The sequence below is a fragment of the Fuscovulum sp. genome (genome assembly GCA_035192965.1).
Classification (GTDB): domain Bacteria; phylum Pseudomonadota; class Alphaproteobacteria; order Rhodobacterales; family Rhodobacteraceae; genus Paragemmobacter.
The window spans coordinates 3,910,069-3,924,424 of record CP136571.1; the positions used below are offsets into that span (position 1 = coordinate 3,910,069).

Genomic DNA, 14,356 nt, shown 5'->3' on the forward strand with positions numbered 1-14,356 from the left:
GCGCCACAACCCTGCCCGCAATCCAAGCCGGCCTTCGGTACTGACGTGGAATGACCCAACCCTTGCCCCTTTCTTGCCGTGCTTTGCTGGAATTCTGATTGTCACACAACTCCAAGCCAATCGCGGCCCGAGAGGAGACGGACATGGAATTCGGCCTCAGCCTGCTCGAAAAATTCGGGCTTCTGCCTCACAAGGCCGGGCAGATCGACCCTGCCTATGACCAACGCCTGCAACGCATCGGCGCGCGTGAAAATCTGCGCTCCACGCAGACTGGCCCCTTCACGGGCCACAGCCATGACGGCGTCAGAAATCCACCCGAACACCCGGCAATCTAAGCTCGGTCACCAGATCGCGCACTTCCTGCCGCGCGGCGATGTTGGACAGGTTCAACTGATCCACCCCGGTATCGCGCAGATCCAGCAGCGTCAGCCCACGCGGAAACAGCTCGCGAAAGATCACGCGCTCGGAAAAGCCCGGCGCCACGCGGAACCCGATCCGCCGCGACAATTCCTCCAGCGCCGCCCCCACCTTCTTCTTGTTGTGCATCTGCTGCGCGCCAAGCCGGTTGCGCAGCACGATCCAGTCAATCGGCTTCAGCCCCGCCTGCGCCCGCAACTGCCGCGCATTCCACACCATCTCGGAATAAATCGACGGCCCCTTCACCTTGCCCGTTTCCGGGTCCACCCGCGCCAGCAGGTCGAAATCCACGAAACTGTCATTGAGCGGCGTGATCAGCGTATCGGCCAGAGAATGCGCCACCTGCGACAGCCGCGTATGCGATCCGGGGCAATCAATCACGATGAAATCTGATACCGGCTCCAGCGCGGCAATCGCATTGGCAAGCCGCGCGTCAAAGGCATTCTCGCCCGGGGCCAGCGCATCCGCCGCCACTTCGGGCAATTCCCGATAGTCCGGGCTGGGCAGGGTCAACCCGGCACGCGCCATATAGGCACGGCGGTTCTCGACATAGCGGCCAAAGCTGCGCTGCCGCAGATCAAGGTCCAGCGCCCCCACACGGAACCCCAGCCGCGCCAGCGCCGTGCCCACATGCATGCAGGTGGTCGATTTCCCCGACCCGCCCTTCTCGTTTCCGACAACGATGATATGCGCCATGTGGCCTTCCCCCGACACCAGACTGCGCCCCGCGCGGCAGAACTCAGGTCGCGGAACAGGGATAAGGCCCAGTTGGCGGAAATCCGCAAGCCCTTCCTTGCCTTGCCCCAAAGTAAAACGCCGCCCACAGGGGGGCGGCGTTCAACCTTTGCACGTCCGTAAGGATCAGAAACCCAGACCGGCGTACTTGTTCTTGAACTTCGACACACGGCCGCCGGTGTCCATCAGCTTGGCCGACTGGCCGGTCCAGGCCGGGTGGGCCAGCGGATCGATGTCCAGCGCCATCTGATCGCCTTCCTTGCCCCAGGTGGTACGGGTCTGGAAGGTGGTGCCGTCGGTCATCTTGACCGTGATCATGTGATATTCGGGGTGAATGCCCTTTTTCATCGCACCGGCTCCTTACTCTGATTTTTCTTTGTAGTTGGTCACTTCGGCGATCCGGGCCGATTTGCCGCGACGGTCGCGCAGGTAGTACAGCTTTGCACGACGCACGCGGCCACGACGGACCACTTCGATCGAATCGATGTTCGTCGAATAGAGCGGGAATACACGTTCCACGCCTTCGCCAAAGGAAATCTTGCGCACGGTGAAAGACGCGGCGATGGTCGCCCCGCCCTTGCGGCCGATGCAGACGCCTTCATACATCTGCACCCGCGAACGCGACCCTTCGGTCACTTTGTAGCCGACACGAATGGTGTCGCCGGCCTTGAAATCCGGGATCGTCTTGCCGAGGGCAGCAATCTGCTCCGCCTCGATCTGTGCGATAAGGTTCATCGCCAAGTCTCCATATACCTGCGGTATATCCGCAGAGGTGATGCCGCCCCAGAGCTCTCGGTCTTCGACCGGGTCCGCCATCCCGCAAAGGATGCGCCCGCCAGAGGTTCAGGCCTGCTTTTCATGCACCGCCCCCTTGTCCTGCAATCTGCCGAAGAAGGCAGAGGCCAAAAGGAATCGGGTCCAAACGGTGAAACCACCCCGGACCGGGCGCGTATAGGGGCGGAACGGGGCTTTGGTCAAGGGTGGAAAGGGGCGGAACGCGACGGCGCAGGGTGGGCTTCACCCCGCCTTGCCCCAAGGCAGCGTCAACGAACCCTTACCCCTTCCGCTTTTCCCACAAATCCGGCCGCCGCTCTGCCGTCAGCCGCTCACTCTCGGCCCGCCGCCACTTGGCGATCTGCCCGTGATGGCCTGACATCAACACCGCCGGAATCTCCCGCCCTTCCCAAACCTGCGGGCGGGTGAATTGCGGATGCTCCAGCAACCCGTCCGAGAAGCTTTCCTCCTCGGTGCTTGCCGCATTGCCCAGCACATTCGGCAGCAGCCGCACCGTGGCGTCCAGCATGGCCTGCGCCGCGATCTCGCCCCCGGTCAGGACAAAATCGCCAAGCGACACTTCCTCAATCCCCCAATGGTCCAGCACGCGCTGATCCACGCCCTCGAACCGCCCGCACAGCAGCGTGATTCCATCCGCCGCCGCCCAATCCTGCGCGCGGGCCTGATCGAACGGCTTGCCACGCGGCGACAGATACACGATCGGCCACCGCGCCCTGTCGGCGGGCGTGCCGATGGCCGCCTGCCGCAGCGCGCGATGCACGATGTCGGCGCGCAGCACCATGCCCGCCCCGCCACCCGCAGGCGTGTCATCCACCGTGCGATGCTTGCCTTCGCCAAAGGGGCGCAGGTCGATGGGTTCCAGCCGCCACAGCCCCTGATCCAGCGCCTTACCCGTCAGCGACAGGCCCAGCGTGCCGGGAAAGGCCTCGGGGAACAGCGTCACGATCCGCGCCACCCATGCCCCCTTGATATGCCGGGGCTCCTCCATCAGGTCGCGCGGCACAGCGGTGACCTGCACCTTCAGCCGCCCATGCGACTTGGGCTTCTCGGGGGCATGATCGGGGGCCTTCTCCGGCACCTCGTCCATCGGCACTATTCCGTTTCTTCGGGCAGATCGACCACGATCCGCCCCGCCGCCAGATCAACCGTCGGCACCACGGCCAGTGTGAAGGGCAACAAAAGCGCTGCCTTCATCCCCGGTCCAAGAATTTCCAGCAGATCACCCGCGCCGTGATTGTGCACCGCCCGCACCGTGCCCAGCACGACACCCCCGGTATCCTGCGCCGTCAATCCGATCAGATCGGCATGATAGAATTCGTCATCCGGCAGCGACGGCAACCGGTCCCGGTCGACATACAGCTGCGTGCCCTTAAGGGCATCCGCCTGTTCCTTGGTCAGAACGCCGGACAGCCGCACCCCCAACCCGCCTGATACATTGGCCCGCGTCAGCTTCACGGTGAAAGACCGCTTGCCATCCTCGGTCCACAAGGGGCCATAGCCCGCAATCGCCTCGGGGTCGGAACAGAAACTCTTCAGGCGCACCTCTCCCTGCACGCCAAAGGAACCGGCTATGGCACCGACACAGATGCGGTCAGGTCGCGTCATGGTCATTCACCAAGGGGCTGGAACTGCGAAAAGGGAAGTCCGGGGGGGCCACAGACGCGGCCCCCCCGGCAAATGGTCTTATTCTTCCGCAGGTGCAGCAGCGCGGGCGGCCTTCTTGGCGGCACGCTCGGCCATGGCCTTGCCCGGCACAGCGGCCTTGAGGTTGCTGCGGGCCTTCTTCGGCATCACGCCAGCTGCTTCCAGCATCCGTGCGATCCGGTCGGTCGGCTGCGCGCCCAGACCGATCCAATGCTTGATGCGGTCCATGTCCATCTTCACGCGGTTCTCGTCATCCTTGGCGAGCAGCGGGTTATAGGTGCCCAGCTTTTCCAGGAAACGGCCATCGCGCGGCATGCGCGAGTCGGTCGCCACGATGGAATAGTGCGGGCGCTTCTTGGAACCGCCACGGGCCAGTCGGATTTTCATAGCCATGATCGTCTTCTCCTTGGGTATCATAGGCCGCGCATCTGCGCAGCTTCATGGGTTATTTCTGTAGTTTCTCGTGATGCCTGATGACTTCGCTGATGATGAAGGTCAGGAATTTCTTGGCGAACTCCGGGTCCAGATTGGCCTCTTGGGCCAACCGTTCCAGACGTTCGATCTGCCGCGCCTCGCGCGCCGGATCGCTGGGGGGCAGGTCATGCTCGGCCTTCAGCCGGCCCACCTGCTGCGTGTGCTTGAACCGCTCGGCCAGCGTGTAGACGAGGATCGCATCCAGCCGGTCGATGCTGTCGCGATGCTCTGCCAGCAGGGTGGCGGCGCGGGTGGCGGCGTCGGTCATGCGTGAACCTCGCTGTCAGGGGCGGGATGCCGCCAGATGCCATAAGGGCGCACGCGCCCCTCGTTCCGGCCTTCGAATATCGCGCCCAGCCGTTCGGCCAGCGCGATGGAACGGATGTTCTCGAAGGCGATCATCGAAATCAGCGGCCCCATGCCCCAGGCCCGATAGGCATGTTTGCGTGCGGCCAAGGCGGCCTCATGGGCATAGCCGCGCCCCTCGAACCCGTCGAACAGATGCCACGCCAATTCCGGCTCAGGCCAGCCATCGTTCTTGATCACGCCAACGCGCCCGACGAAATCGCCATCCCGCGTTTCCACAGCCCAGAACCCATAGCCGCGCAGCGCCCAATGCCCGATCCCGGCCAGCAGGATGCGCCAAGCCCCCATCCGGTCATGCTTCCCGCCGATGTATTCGGTGCGCTCCGACTCGCCAAAGGCGACAATCGCCTCAAGATCGCTCTCGCGGGGTTCGCGCAGCGTCAGACGTTCGGTCGTCAGCGTCGGGATATCAAAGGGCAAGGTCACGCCATCCCCCGCAGATCATGCACGATCACCACATCGCCCGGGTCGATCCCCGGCCGCGCCGGATCAATTCGCCCGCCCAGCCGCAGGCCCAGCGCGATGGATCGCGCATTGCCCGGATCAATGATGTTGGTGATCTCGTCCCAGCCAAAGCTCCGCCGCACCCAGCCCATCACGGCCCGCGCAGCCTCAAGCGCGTAGCCGCGCCCCTCGGCCTCGGGCACGACGAACCAGCCCAGTTCCGGCCCCGGATAATCCTCGGCCTGATAGATGCCGACTTCGCCGACATAGGCCCCGCCCACCTCGACAGTGAACGGACCATAGCCCCGCAGCGGCCAAAGCCCCACTTCAGAAGCCCAGATGCGCCACGCCTCGATGCGCGACAGCGGCCCGCCCTCCCAGACCGACCGATCTGACGCATAGAAGGACGCCCGAGGCTCAAAGTCCTCTAGGCGCGGCATCCTCAGCGTCAGGCGCTCAGTATGCAAGGTCGGGGCCATCATGCCTGCCCCTCCGGCCCGAAGCGATAAACCGATCCGACCTCAACCCAGGCCGGCACGCGGCCCGCGATTTCCTGCCCGCCCAGCCGCCGCGCAATCGCATGCGATGCGGCATTGTCGCGATGAACCATCGCAACCGCCATCGGCAACCGCAGCCGCCCGAACACCCAGTCGCGCAGAGCAAGCGCGGCCTCGGTGGCCAGCCCCCGGCCCTCGGCTGCCGCCGTCCACAGCGACCAGGTCAGTTCCACCTCGCCGCCGTCTTCCCATTGCATCGGCCCGAAATGGCCTACGGGCTGCCCCGTCGCGCGATACTCGGCGATCAGCCGCCCGAACCCGCGCAGCACCCAATGCCCAAAGAATGACGCGAACTGCTCCGCCGCCTCATGCGGCTTCTTCACCCCACCGGTGAACACGGTGCGCGGCGACAGGCGATAGTCACGAAACACCGGCCAATCAGATGCCTGCGGCCCACGCAGCACCAACCGCTCTGTCTCCAGAACGGGCAGTCCGGTCAGCTGGGGCGCAGCAGGCAGGGTCATTTCTTCTTCATCAGCCCAGACAGGCCCGAAGGCAGGCTCATCCCGCGCGGCATCCCGGGGAAGCCGCCGCCCTGACCCAGGCCCTGCTTCATCCCGCGCGCCGCTTCTTCCAGCTGTTCGGGCGTCATCTTGCTGGGATCCGGCAGCCCGCCCTTGCCCATCATCTGCTTGAGGGCCTGCTTCATCATGCCCCCCTTGCCCATCTTCTTCATCATCTCGGCCATCTGCTTGTGCTGCTTCAGCAGCCGGTTCAGATCGGCCACGTCCAGCCCGGCCCCTGCCGCGATCCGCTTCTTCCGGCTCGCCTGCAACATGTCGGGATTGGCGCGTTCCTTCTTGGTCATCGCCTGAATCAGCGCGATCTGCCGCTTCAGCATCTTGTCGTCGATGCCCGCCTCGGCGGCAGCGGCCTGCATCTTGCCCATGCCGGGCATCATGCCCATCAGGCCCTGCATGCCGCCCATCTTGACCATCTGCTCCAGCTGCATCCGCAGATCGTTCATGTTGAACAGCCCCTTCTGGAACCGTTTCATCATGCGCTCTGCCTGCTCGGCCTCGAACGTCTCCTGCGCCTTCTCGACCAGCGCGACAATGTCGCCCATGCCAAGAATACGGCCCGCCACGCGATCGGCCTCGAAGGTCTCGATCGCGTCCATCTTCTCGCCAAGACCGACGAACCGGATCGGCTTGCCCGTCACCGCCCGCATGGACAGTGCGGCACCGCCGCGCCCGTCGCCATCCATCCGCGTCAGCACCACGCCAGAAATGCCGACCTTGCCGTCGAACTCGGTCGCCACATTCACCGCGTCCTGGCCCGTCAGGCCATCGACCACCAGCAGCACTTCGCGCGGCTGGGCGATGTCACGCACCGCCTGCACCTCGTCCATAAGCACTTCGTCGATGTGCAACCGGCCGGCGGTATCCAGGAACAGCACGTCATAGCCGCCCAGATTGGCCTGCGTCTTGGCGCGCTTGGCAATCTGCACCGCAGACTCGCCCTTGACGATGGGCAGGCTGTCCACGCCGATCTGCGCGCCGAGGATGGCCAACTGCTCCATCGCGGCCGGGCGGTTGGTATCGAGCGAGGCCAGCAGAACCCGCTTGCCGTTACGCTCTTTCAACCGCTTGGCCAGCTTGGCCGTGGTCGTGGTCTTCCCCGACCCCTGCAAACCCACCATCAGGATCGTGGCCGGCGGATTGTCGATCTTCAGCGCATCGGGTTCGCCATCCCCGGCCAGAACGCGGATCAGCTCGTCATGGACGATCTTCACCACCATCTGCCCCGGCGTGACCGACTTGGTCACCGCCACGCCCGTGGCCTTGTCCTGCACCCGCTTGACGAAATCCCGCGCCACAGGCAGCGACACGTCCGCCTCCAGCAGCGCCACCCGCACCTCGCGCAGCGCGGTCACGACATCGGCCTCGCTCAACGCCCCGGCCTTGGTCAGGCGGTCGAAAACACCACCAAGGCGTTCTGACAGGCTCTCGAACATGGCGACCCTCCGGGTTCGTTGCGAAAAACCGGATATGGGGGTCCGGCAGCGGAATTGTGACCCACGCAAAGCGAAAAGGCACCCGTGGGCGCAACGCGCTGACGGATGGCGATCCCCGCATATGCGACGGGACCGGAAGCGCAGGCCTCCGGGGAATTACCGGGGGCGATACGCCCACCCGCCCGCCGAGTCAACCCCGCCCTCTGGCCCGCCCTCTGGCCCGCCCCCAGGCCCACGCTCAGCCGCACCAGCCCGCGCAACCGGGAATTGCCTCTTGCAATCCCCTGTGCATCGCCGCCAGATTAACCCTCACATTGTTCACGGACGCACAGCTATGGGCATTGATACCTGGGATGAAATTCGCACCGCCTATCAGGTGGCGCGCCTTGGCACTGTTTCCGGCGCGGCCGAGGTTCTGGGGGTCCACCACGCCACCGTGATCCGCCATATCGACGCGCTGGAAAAGCGCCTCGGCACCCGCCTGTTCCAGCGCCACGCGCGGGGCTACACCCCGACCGAGGCCGGGCATGACCTGCTGTCAGTCGCCCAGACCACGGATGAACAATTCGCCCAGTTGGCCTCTCGCATCAAAGGCATCGGCGAAACGGTGGCGGGCGAACTCGTCATCACCTCCATCTCGGGCGTGGCCGATCTGCTGGTCCCCATCCTCGCGCGGTTCCAGACCGAATATCCTGCCGTGATCCTGCGCTTCCTCACCGATATGCGCGTCTTCCGCCTGGATTATGGCGAGGCGCATGTCGCCATCCGCGCCGGTGCCGCACCGGAAGAACCCGACAACGTGGTCCAACCCCTCGTCCGCATGCGCACCGGCCTTTACGCCGCGCGCAGCTATGTCGAACGCCACGGCCTGCCCGCCTCGGAAGCCGACCTCATCGCCCACAGCTTCGTCGGCAATGACAGCGCCGAAAGCCGCGCGCCCTTCAACCGCTGGCTCCGCGCCATCGTCCCGCCTGAAAACATCCGCTTCCGCGCCACCGAAATGGCCGCGATGGAAGCCGCCATCCGTGCCGGGCTCGGCATCGGCTTTCTCTCGGCCTTCAAGACCGCCAATGACCCCGACCTGGTCGAGATCATGCCCCCCCGCCCCGAATGGGATGCGCCCTTGTGGATCGTCACCCATGTCGATCTGCACCGCACCCGCAAGGTGCAGGCCTTCCTCACCGTCCTGAAGGACGCAGCAAAATCCTGGTCGGTATGAGCGCGGCGTGACCCTGACAGACCAAGGTCGCGGGCATCTGGCGATGCTCACCTTCTCGGCCCTCGTGGCAGGGTCGTTCAGCCTTGGCGCAATGACGGCGCCGCTGATCGACCCGCTGGCGCTGTCGGCGCTCCGCTTCCTGCTGGCGGGCGCGATTGTGGGTGCCGCAGCCTTTGCCACCACCGGCATCCGGCGCAGCGCGGCGCAGGCCCCGTGGCGCTACCTGATCCTCGGCGCTCTGCTGGCTGCCTATTTCGTGCTGATGTTCCAAGGCCTGAAAACCGCCGAACCCGTCTCTACCGCCGCTGTCTTCACCCTGACCCCGGCGCTGGCGGCGGGGTTCGGCTGGCTCACCCTGCGCCAGCGCCTGACGCGCCGCATGGCACTTGCACTGGCCATCGGGGCAGTGGGCGCGCTTTGGGTGATCTTCCGCGCCGATCCCCAGCGCTTGCTGGCCCTGCAAATCGGCACGGGCGAGGTGATCTATTTCGCAGGCTGCGTCGCCCACGCGCTCTATGCGCCCCTCGTGCGCAAGTTCAACCGTGGTGAACCCGCCGTGGTCTTCACCTTCGGGATGATGATCGCAGGCTGGCTGATCCTGACCGTGGCCGGCGCGCCTGCCATCCTTGCCACCGATTGGCCCGCCCTGCCGGCCATCGTCTGGATCACACTGGTCTATACGGCGGTCTTCGCCAGCGCCGCCACCTTCGTTCTGCTGCAATTCGCCACCCTGCACCTGCCGGCGGCCAAGGTCATGGCCTATACCTATCTGGTGCCAAGCTGGGTGATCCTGTGGGAAATCGCCCTGGGCCGCAGCGCGCCCCCCGCCCTCATCCTCGGCGGTGTCGCGCTGTCCATCCTTGCCCTGCTGCTGCTTCTAAAAGACGAAGGCTGATCACGGCCCCGGCGGTGCAGGGGGGCCGTCTGCCCCCCTCGGCGCTGCGCGCCTCACCCCCCGAGGATATTTTTCCAGAGAAGATATCAAGCAGCACGAATTCCCCTCTTCTCTGCCGCAAATATCCCCGGGGGTCCGGGGGTGGAACCCCCGCGCCCGAGCCGAAGCGCGGCACGCGCGCAGGCGAGACAAAGGTCTTGCGGGCAAGGCCGCCCCGGCCTTGCCCGCGCAATAAGATCAGCGCAACTCGGCAGGCAACAGCGCTTCGGGCAGGTTCTGATAGCTTACCGGGCGCAGCCAGCGGCGGATCGCCATGGTCCCCACACTCGTCGCGCCGAAACTGGTCGAGGCGGGGTAAGGCCCGCCATGGACCATCGCCTCGCAAACCTCGACACCAGTGGGGAAGCCATTGGCCAACACCCGCCCCGCCTTGCGCTCCAGCACCGGCATCAGCCGCCGCGCCAGATCGGTGTCGGCGTCGTCCATCTGCAAGGTGCAGGTCAACTGCCCCTCCAAGGACCGCGCCACCGCCTCCATCTGCGCGAAATCCGCCACCCGCACGATCAGGCCCAGCGGCCCAAACACCTCTTCGCCCAGCGCGTGATTGGCCAGCCAGTCTTTCCCCGTCACCTCGAACAGCGCGGGCGTCGCACTGCGGCCGTCGCAAGGCGTGTGCAGCACATCGCGCACGCCGCCCACCGCCGCGATCCGGTCGCGCCCGGCGCGATAGGCCGATGCGATGCCCTCGGTCAGCATCACCTGCGCGGCCACTGCCGCCAGCGCCTCACGCGCGGCGGCGACGAAGCCCTCCGCCTCCGGCCCGTCGATCACCAGCAGGATACCGGGATTGGTGCAGAACTGCCCCGCCCCCATCGTGAGCGACCCGGCCCAGCCCTTAGCCACCGCTGCCCCCCGCGCCGCCAAGGCGGCCGGCAGCAGGAACACCGGGTTCACCGACCCCAATTCGCCATAGAACGGGATCGGCACATCACGCCGCGCGCACAGATCAAACAGCGCCCGCCCACCCGCAAGCGATCCGGTAAACCCGACCGCCGTGATCAGCGGATGGGTCACCAGCGCCACGCCCAGATCATTGCCGACCCCCTGGATCAGGCTGAACACCCCCGGATGCACACCGCAGGCCGCCACAGCCGCCGCCACCGCCTGCGCCACGATCTCGCCCGTGCCGGGATGGGCCAGATGCCCCTTCACCACCACCGGGCACCCCGCCGCCAAGGCCGAGGCCGTGTCGCCCCCCGCCGTGGAAAACGCCAAGGGAAAGTTCGACGCCCCGAACACCGCCACCGGCCCCACCGGGCGCTGCATCAGCCGGATATCCGGGCGCGGCAAAGGCTGGCGATCGGGCAACGCCGCGTCATGGCGCAGGTCAAGGAAAGCCTCTGACAGGATATGCCGCGCGAACAGCCGCAGCTGCCCCGTGGTGCGCCCCCGCTCCCCCTCCAGCCGCGCTGTGGGCAAGCCGGTCTCGGCGGTGCCGATGGCGGTCAACTCCGCGCCGCGCGCCTCGATCTCATCCGCGACCCGCTCCAGAAACGCCGCGCGCTCGGCCCGCGTCAGCGCGGAATAGGACCAGAACGCCGCTTCCGCTGCCTGCACGGCGCGGTCCACCTCGGCGGCGCCGCCGCTGGCAAAGACCTGCCCCGCCCCGCTTGCAGGGGTCGAGGTGAAGGTCGCCCCGCCCCCAACCCATTCCCCGGCAATCAGATGTTTTCCGTTCAGCATGGCCCGGCCTCTTCTGCAATGCGTTGCACGTCGCGTTCAAAGCCCAAATGCCAGCTTATCCGCCCAAGGAAAAGGCCGGACCGACCGATCGCCCTGCCCTAGCCGCGCCGGGGTTCGGTTTCACCCGCCGCAAGGGTGGGGTCCATCCCGCCCTTCAGCCCGGCACTGCCATAGAGCCGCCGATGCCAGGCCGCAGGCATCCGCCCATGCAGCCATTGCCCCATCCCCAGCAAGAACAGCCCGGCCAGCACTGGCAAACCCAGCCCCAGCCCCATCAGCGCCCAGATCTGCGTCACGCCCAGCCGCAACGCCGCCAGCAGCACAATGAAATGCAGAAAATAGATCATCATCGACAGAAAGGCGATGTTCACAGGCACGGGCGGCACCTCTGTGCGCAGCGCCACCAGCAGGATCATCAACGCGAAAGCCGCCGTCAGGAACGGAAACTCCGGCGGCGCAAAGATGCTCAGCCCGAACAGATCCAGCGACAGCGCCGCCTCGCCCAGCCGCAGCAGCGCCAGCCCGCCCAGCACCGCCCAGGCCTGCCCGGCACTCGGCAACCAGCCCATCCCGCGCCGGCGGATACGGTCGGCCACCAGATAGCCGATCACCACAAAGGGGAACTCGAAGAACACCCCGTTGCGCCATGTGTGCATCGACAAGGTCGCGTCTGAAAAGAAATCCACGCCCTGCAACGTCGTGCCGCACAGCAGAAAGATCAGCCCCAGCCAGATCAGCCAGCGCCGCCCCCGGCGATCATCCCCCGCCAGCAGCAGCACCACCCGCAACACCACCAGCGCCAGCATCAGCGCCGCCATGTACCACAGATGGATCGGCCCGAAGATCAGGTCCTGCACCACCGTGCCAAGCGTCGGGTCCTGCGGCCACCAGACCGGCAAATACAGCACGGTCCACAGCAGATAGAACAAGCCCAGCCGGATCAACCACGCCCGCGCGCGGCCATGGTGAAAGGTCGAATGGAACAGGAATCCCGAAACCACCGCAAATGTCGGCACCACCGTCCGCACCAGCCCCTGCCCAAGGACATAGGCGACCACGCCCCCCTGCAAGGTCAGCAGCGTCGCATGCGCCCAGACCACACCCGCGGCGATGATCAACTTCAGCACATCAATGGAATGAATTCTGGGCATCAGGATCGGCTAACCGGGAAATGGGGCAAAAATTCGAAACCCATTCCTCGCCCGTGCCGTCATCGCCTGCAACGGCCAACGCCCCACGCCACGCGCCCATGCCGGAAAACCGCGCATCAGGCCACCCAAGGCAATCTTCATTCTGGCTTGCTTGTTCAACATCTCATCCGATTCTGAACGGTCGTCAGTCGGTAGGATGGCGGACCCGGAGCGATTCGAACGCCCGACCCTCAGATTCGTAGTCTGATGCTCTATCCAGCTGAGCTACGGGTCCATCGTGGGGCAGCGTTTAGCCCCGGTCATTCGGGGGTGCAAGGGAAAAAACGCAAGGCAACGGCCTCATTCCGCATCGCCGGGCGATAGCCGCTTGGGCAGGCGGATCTGGAACTCCGTCCCCTCGGCATCGCTGCGTGCCAGTTCCAGCCGCCCGCCATGGCCGCGCACCAGCTCAGCCGCGATGGCCAGTCCAAGCCCCGTGCCGCCCTTGCGTGCGCCGCCTTGGAACGCCTCGAACAGATGCTCTTTGGCGCGTGGCGGCAGGCCCGGCCCGGTATCGCCAACCCGGATCCACCAATCCTGCTCATCCTCGCCCGCCGACATTTCGATGGTCCCGCCCTGCCCCGTCGCCTCGATGGCCTGCCGCGCATTGCGCACCAGGTTGGACAGCACGCGGTAAAGCTGTTCCGTATCCGCCCGGATCACCAACCCCGCCGGAACATCGTTCAAAAAGGCCACCAGCGATTCCTCGCCCGCCAGACCTTCGCCTTCGATCACATCATCGGCCAGCAGGCGCAGCGCGAACCGCTTCAATGTCGGCGGCGGCTCTTCGGCCTTGCCGAAGGCCAGTGTCGATTCGCACAGGCTCACCGCGCGCGAGATTGATCCCACCAGCTTGGGCGCGGCCCGCGCCACCGCCGGATCGGCGCTCGCCCCCAGCCGGTCGGCAAACAATTGCGCCGTGGTCAGGATGTTGCGCAGGTCATGGCTGATCTTGGCCACCGCCCCGCCCAGTTGCGCCAGCCGCTCCTTCTGCCGCAACGCGCCGGTCAACTGCGTCTGCATGGAGGCCAGCGCTTCTTCCGCCACGCGCAACTCTTCGACCTCGGCCGAAGGCGCGATCACGCGCCGCGCATCCTCGGGCGCTTCGGCATAGGCGGTCATATGCTGCACCACCCGCCGGATCGGCACCACCAGCAACCGCTGCACCGCCAGAAACAGCAAAAACGCCGTCACGACCGAAATCAGCGCTGACAGGAACAGGATCCGCAGCCCGTATTCGATCATCGCCACCCGCAGCGGCCCGGTCTCCATCGTGATCTCGATCAAGAGCCCCGCATCCTGCACCGGGTTGCCGATCACCCGGATGATCCGGTTCTCGGGATCGGCCAGCACGACAGATGCATCGCGGATCAATTCCCACGGCCCCGCCATCCGCAGATCGAACGTGTCATGGATCGGCGCGGGGATGGGCGACGACAACACCAACTGCCGCACCTCATCGCGCCGCAGCACCACGTTGAACACTTCGGCATTCTTCAGCAGTTCGGTCTCAAGCTCTGCCCCCACTGTCGCATCATCTGCCGCCAGCAGCGCCAGCGATGCGATCTGCGCCTTCTCCAGCCGCAGCAGCATGTAATCCGCCCGGAACCGCGCGATGCTGGGCACAAAGATCAGCACTTCGGCCAGCATGACAAAGGCCACCGTCAGCAGCAGGAAACGCCCAGACAGCGTGTTCAGAAACCTGCCCCGCCCGATCCGCACGAAAACCCCGCCCCTTGTCTACAACTATTGAAATACGCATCGCCCTTGCTCGCCCGCAACCCCTAAGGTCCGCATATGCCGCAACAAGGCATCAATCTGCGCACCACCTCAATCTGCGCCTGCTCAGTCCAAGGATACTGGCGCACCCAGCCCCTTCATCTTGGCCCAAATACCCAAAATGCACCGCCCGCCACGGGC

At 65.7% G+C, this 14,356-nt stretch carries 17 protein-coding genes and 1 tRNA gene; 3 read left to right on the forward strand and 15 right to left on the reverse strand.

The window, feature by feature from the left end; genetic code table 11:
- Positions 1–143 precede the first annotated feature (143 nt).
- A complete protein-coding gene (locus tag RSE12_19170) occupies positions 144–335 on the forward strand; it encodes a hypothetical protein (GenBank protein WRH62456.1) in 192 nt (63 codons plus the stop codon).
- Here the strand turns inward: RSE12_19170 and RSE12_19175 are convergent.
- The 11 genes from RSE12_19175 to ffh all read right to left on the reverse strand — a co-directional run bounded on the left by RSE12_19175 (position 304) and on the right by ffh (position 7,389).
- On the reverse strand, positions 304–1,113 hold the full coding sequence (locus RSE12_19175) for a division plane positioning ATPase MipZ (GenBank protein ID WRH62457.1): 810 nt from the start codon (positions 1,111–1,113) through the stop codon (positions 304–306). The two genes, RSE12_19170 and RSE12_19175, sit on opposite strands and share 32 nt — an antisense overlap.
- Before the next feature lie 165 nt (positions 1,114–1,278).
- Complete coding sequence (rpmE, locus tag RSE12_19180; protein WRH62458.1) at positions 1,279–1,500, reverse strand: 50S ribosomal protein L31; 222 nt, start codon at positions 1,498–1,500, stop codon at positions 1,279–1,281.
- A 12-nt stretch (positions 1,501–1,512) separates the two neighbouring features.
- The gene (rplS, locus tag RSE12_19185) at positions 1,513–1,887 is read right to left on the reverse strand and encodes a 50S ribosomal protein L19 (GenBank protein ID WRH62459.1); all 375 of its coding nucleotides are present in this window, start codon (positions 1,885–1,887) and stop codon (positions 1,513–1,515) included.
- A 319-nt stretch (positions 1,888–2,206) separates the two neighbouring features.
- A complete protein-coding gene (gene trmD, locus RSE12_19190) occupies positions 2,207–3,034 on the reverse strand; it encodes a tRNA (guanosine(37)-N1)-methyltransferase TrmD (protein ID WRH62460.1) in 828 nt (275 codons plus the stop codon).
- A 5-nt stretch (positions 3,035–3,039) separates the two neighbouring features.
- Entirely contained in the window at positions 3,040–3,552 is a 513-nt protein-coding gene (gene rimM / locus RSE12_19195) for a ribosome maturation factor RimM (GenBank protein WRH62461.1), read from the reverse strand.
- Positions 3,553–3,630: 78 nt separating this feature from the next.
- Positions 3,631–3,984: a 30S ribosomal protein S16 gene (gene rpsP, locus RSE12_19200; GenBank protein WRH62462.1), complete on the reverse strand. Its 354-nt coding sequence runs from the start codon at positions 3,982–3,984 to the stop codon at positions 3,631–3,633.
- Between the two features lie 52 nt (positions 3,985–4,036).
- Positions 4,037–4,333: a chorismate mutase gene (locus RSE12_19205; protein WRH62463.1), complete on the reverse strand. Its 297-nt coding sequence runs from the start codon at positions 4,331–4,333 to the stop codon at positions 4,037–4,039.
- Positions 4,330–4,857, reverse strand: a complete 528-nt coding sequence (locus RSE12_19210) for a GNAT family N-acetyltransferase (GenBank protein ID WRH62464.1) — start codon at positions 4,855–4,857, stop codon at positions 4,330–4,332. Before RSE12_19210 ends, RSE12_19205 begins: the two co-directional genes overlap by 4 nt.
- Complete coding sequence (locus tag RSE12_19215) at positions 4,854–5,357, reverse strand: GNAT family N-acetyltransferase (protein WRH62465.1); 504 nt, start codon at positions 5,355–5,357, stop codon at positions 4,854–4,856. The genes RSE12_19210 and RSE12_19215 overlap by 4 nt, the downstream gene beginning before the upstream one ends.
- Entirely contained in the window at positions 5,354–5,896 is a 543-nt protein-coding gene (locus RSE12_19220) for a GNAT family N-acetyltransferase (GenBank protein WRH62466.1), read from the reverse strand. The genes RSE12_19215 and RSE12_19220 overlap by 4 nt, the downstream gene beginning before the upstream one ends.
- Positions 5,893–7,389 carry a signal recognition particle protein gene (gene ffh / locus RSE12_19225; protein WRH62467.1) on the reverse strand — a complete coding sequence of 499 codons (1,497 nt, stop codon included), beginning with the start codon at positions 7,387–7,389 and terminating at the stop codon, positions 5,893–5,895. Before ffh ends, RSE12_19220 begins: the two co-directional genes overlap by 4 nt.
- Positions 7,390–7,723: 334 nt before the next feature.
- Between ffh and RSE12_19230 the strand changes: the two genes are divergently transcribed.
- Both RSE12_19230 and RSE12_19235 read left to right on the forward strand, forming a co-directional pair.
- A complete protein-coding gene (locus RSE12_19230) occupies positions 7,724–8,608 on the forward strand; it encodes a LysR family transcriptional regulator (GenBank protein WRH62468.1) in 885 nt (294 codons plus the stop codon).
- Between the two features lie 13 nt (positions 8,609–8,621).
- Complete coding sequence (locus RSE12_19235) at positions 8,622–9,503, forward strand: DMT family transporter (GenBank protein WRH64871.1); 882 nt, start codon at positions 8,622–8,624, stop codon at positions 9,501–9,503.
- A 237-nt stretch (positions 9,504–9,740) separates the two neighbouring features.
- On the opposite strand, the gene RSE12_19240 is transcribed toward RSE12_19235, so the two are convergent.
- From RSE12_19240 to RSE12_19255, 4 genes are all read right to left on the reverse strand, one after another.
- Entirely contained in the window at positions 9,741–11,246 is a 1,506-nt protein-coding gene (locus tag RSE12_19240) for an aldehyde dehydrogenase (NADP(+)) (GenBank protein ID WRH62469.1), read from the reverse strand.
- 98 nt (positions 11,247–11,344) lie between these two features.
- A complete protein-coding gene (locus tag RSE12_19245) occupies positions 11,345–12,397 on the reverse strand; it encodes an acyltransferase (GenBank protein ID WRH62470.1) in 1,053 nt (350 codons plus the stop codon).
- Positions 12,398–12,594: 197 nt separating this feature from the next.
- A tRNA-Arg gene (locus tag RSE12_19250) sits at positions 12,595–12,671 on the reverse strand.
- Positions 12,672–12,736: 65 nt separating this feature from the next.
- A complete protein-coding gene (locus RSE12_19255) occupies positions 12,737–14,086 on the reverse strand; it encodes a HAMP domain-containing sensor histidine kinase (GenBank protein WRH64872.1) in 1,350 nt (449 codons plus the stop codon).
- Positions 14,087–14,356: the final 270 nt, after the last annotated feature.

Bases quoted from the DNA above. Each gene is read 5' to 3' on its own strand.
- rplS (WRH62459.1), bottom strand. From the start codon at position 1,887: ATGAACCTTATCGCACAGATCGAGGCGGAGCAGATTGCTGCCCTCGGC.
- RSE12_19215 (WRH62465.1), bottom strand. From the start codon at position 5,357: ATGATGGCCCCGACCTTGCATACTGAGCGCCTGACGCTGAGGATGCCG.
- RSE12_19170 (WRH62456.1), top strand. From the start codon at position 144: ATGGAATTCGGCCTCAGCCTGCTCGAAAAATTCGGGCTTCTGCCTCAC.
- RSE12_19175 (WRH62457.1), bottom strand. From the start codon at position 1,113: ATGGCGCATATCATCGTTGTCGGAAACGAGAAGGGCGGGTCGGGGAAA.
- rpmE (WRH62458.1), bottom strand. From the start codon at position 1,500: ATGAAAAAGGGCATTCACCCCGAATATCACATGATCACGGTCAAGATG.
- RSE12_19245 (WRH62470.1), bottom strand. From the start codon at position 12,397: ATGCCCAGAATTCATTCCATTGATGTGCTGAAGTTGATCATCGCCGCG.
- rpsP (WRH62462.1), bottom strand. From the start codon at position 3,984: ATGGCTATGAAAATCCGACTGGCCCGTGGCGGTTCCAAGAAGCGCCCG.
- RSE12_19240 (WRH62469.1), bottom strand. From the start codon at position 11,246: ATGCTGAACGGAAAACATCTGATTGCCGGGGAATGGGTTGGGGGCGGG.
- RSE12_19205 (WRH62463.1), bottom strand. From the start codon at position 4,333: ATGACCGACGCCGCCACCCGCGCCGCCACCCTGCTGGCAGAGCATCGC.
- RSE12_19220 (WRH62466.1), bottom strand. From the start codon at position 5,896: ATGACCCTGCCTGCTGCGCCCCAGCTGACCGGACTGCCCGTTCTGGAG.
- ffh (WRH62467.1), bottom strand. From the start codon at position 7,389: ATGTTCGAGAGCCTGTCAGAACGCCTTGGTGGTGTTTTCGACCGCCTG.
- RSE12_19255 (WRH64872.1), bottom strand. From the start codon at position 14,086: ATGCTGGCCGAAGTGCTGATCTTTGTGCCCAGCATCGCGCGGTTCCGG.
- RSE12_19230 (WRH62468.1), top strand. From the start codon at position 7,724: ATGGGCATTGATACCTGGGATGAAATTCGCACCGCCTATCAGGTGGCG.
- trmD (WRH62460.1), bottom strand. From the start codon at position 3,034: ATGGACGAGGTGCCGGAGAAGGCCCCCGATCATGCCCCCGAGAAGCCC.
- rimM (WRH62461.1), bottom strand. From the start codon at position 3,552: ATGACGCGACCTGACCGCATCTGTGTCGGTGCCATAGCCGGTTCCTTT.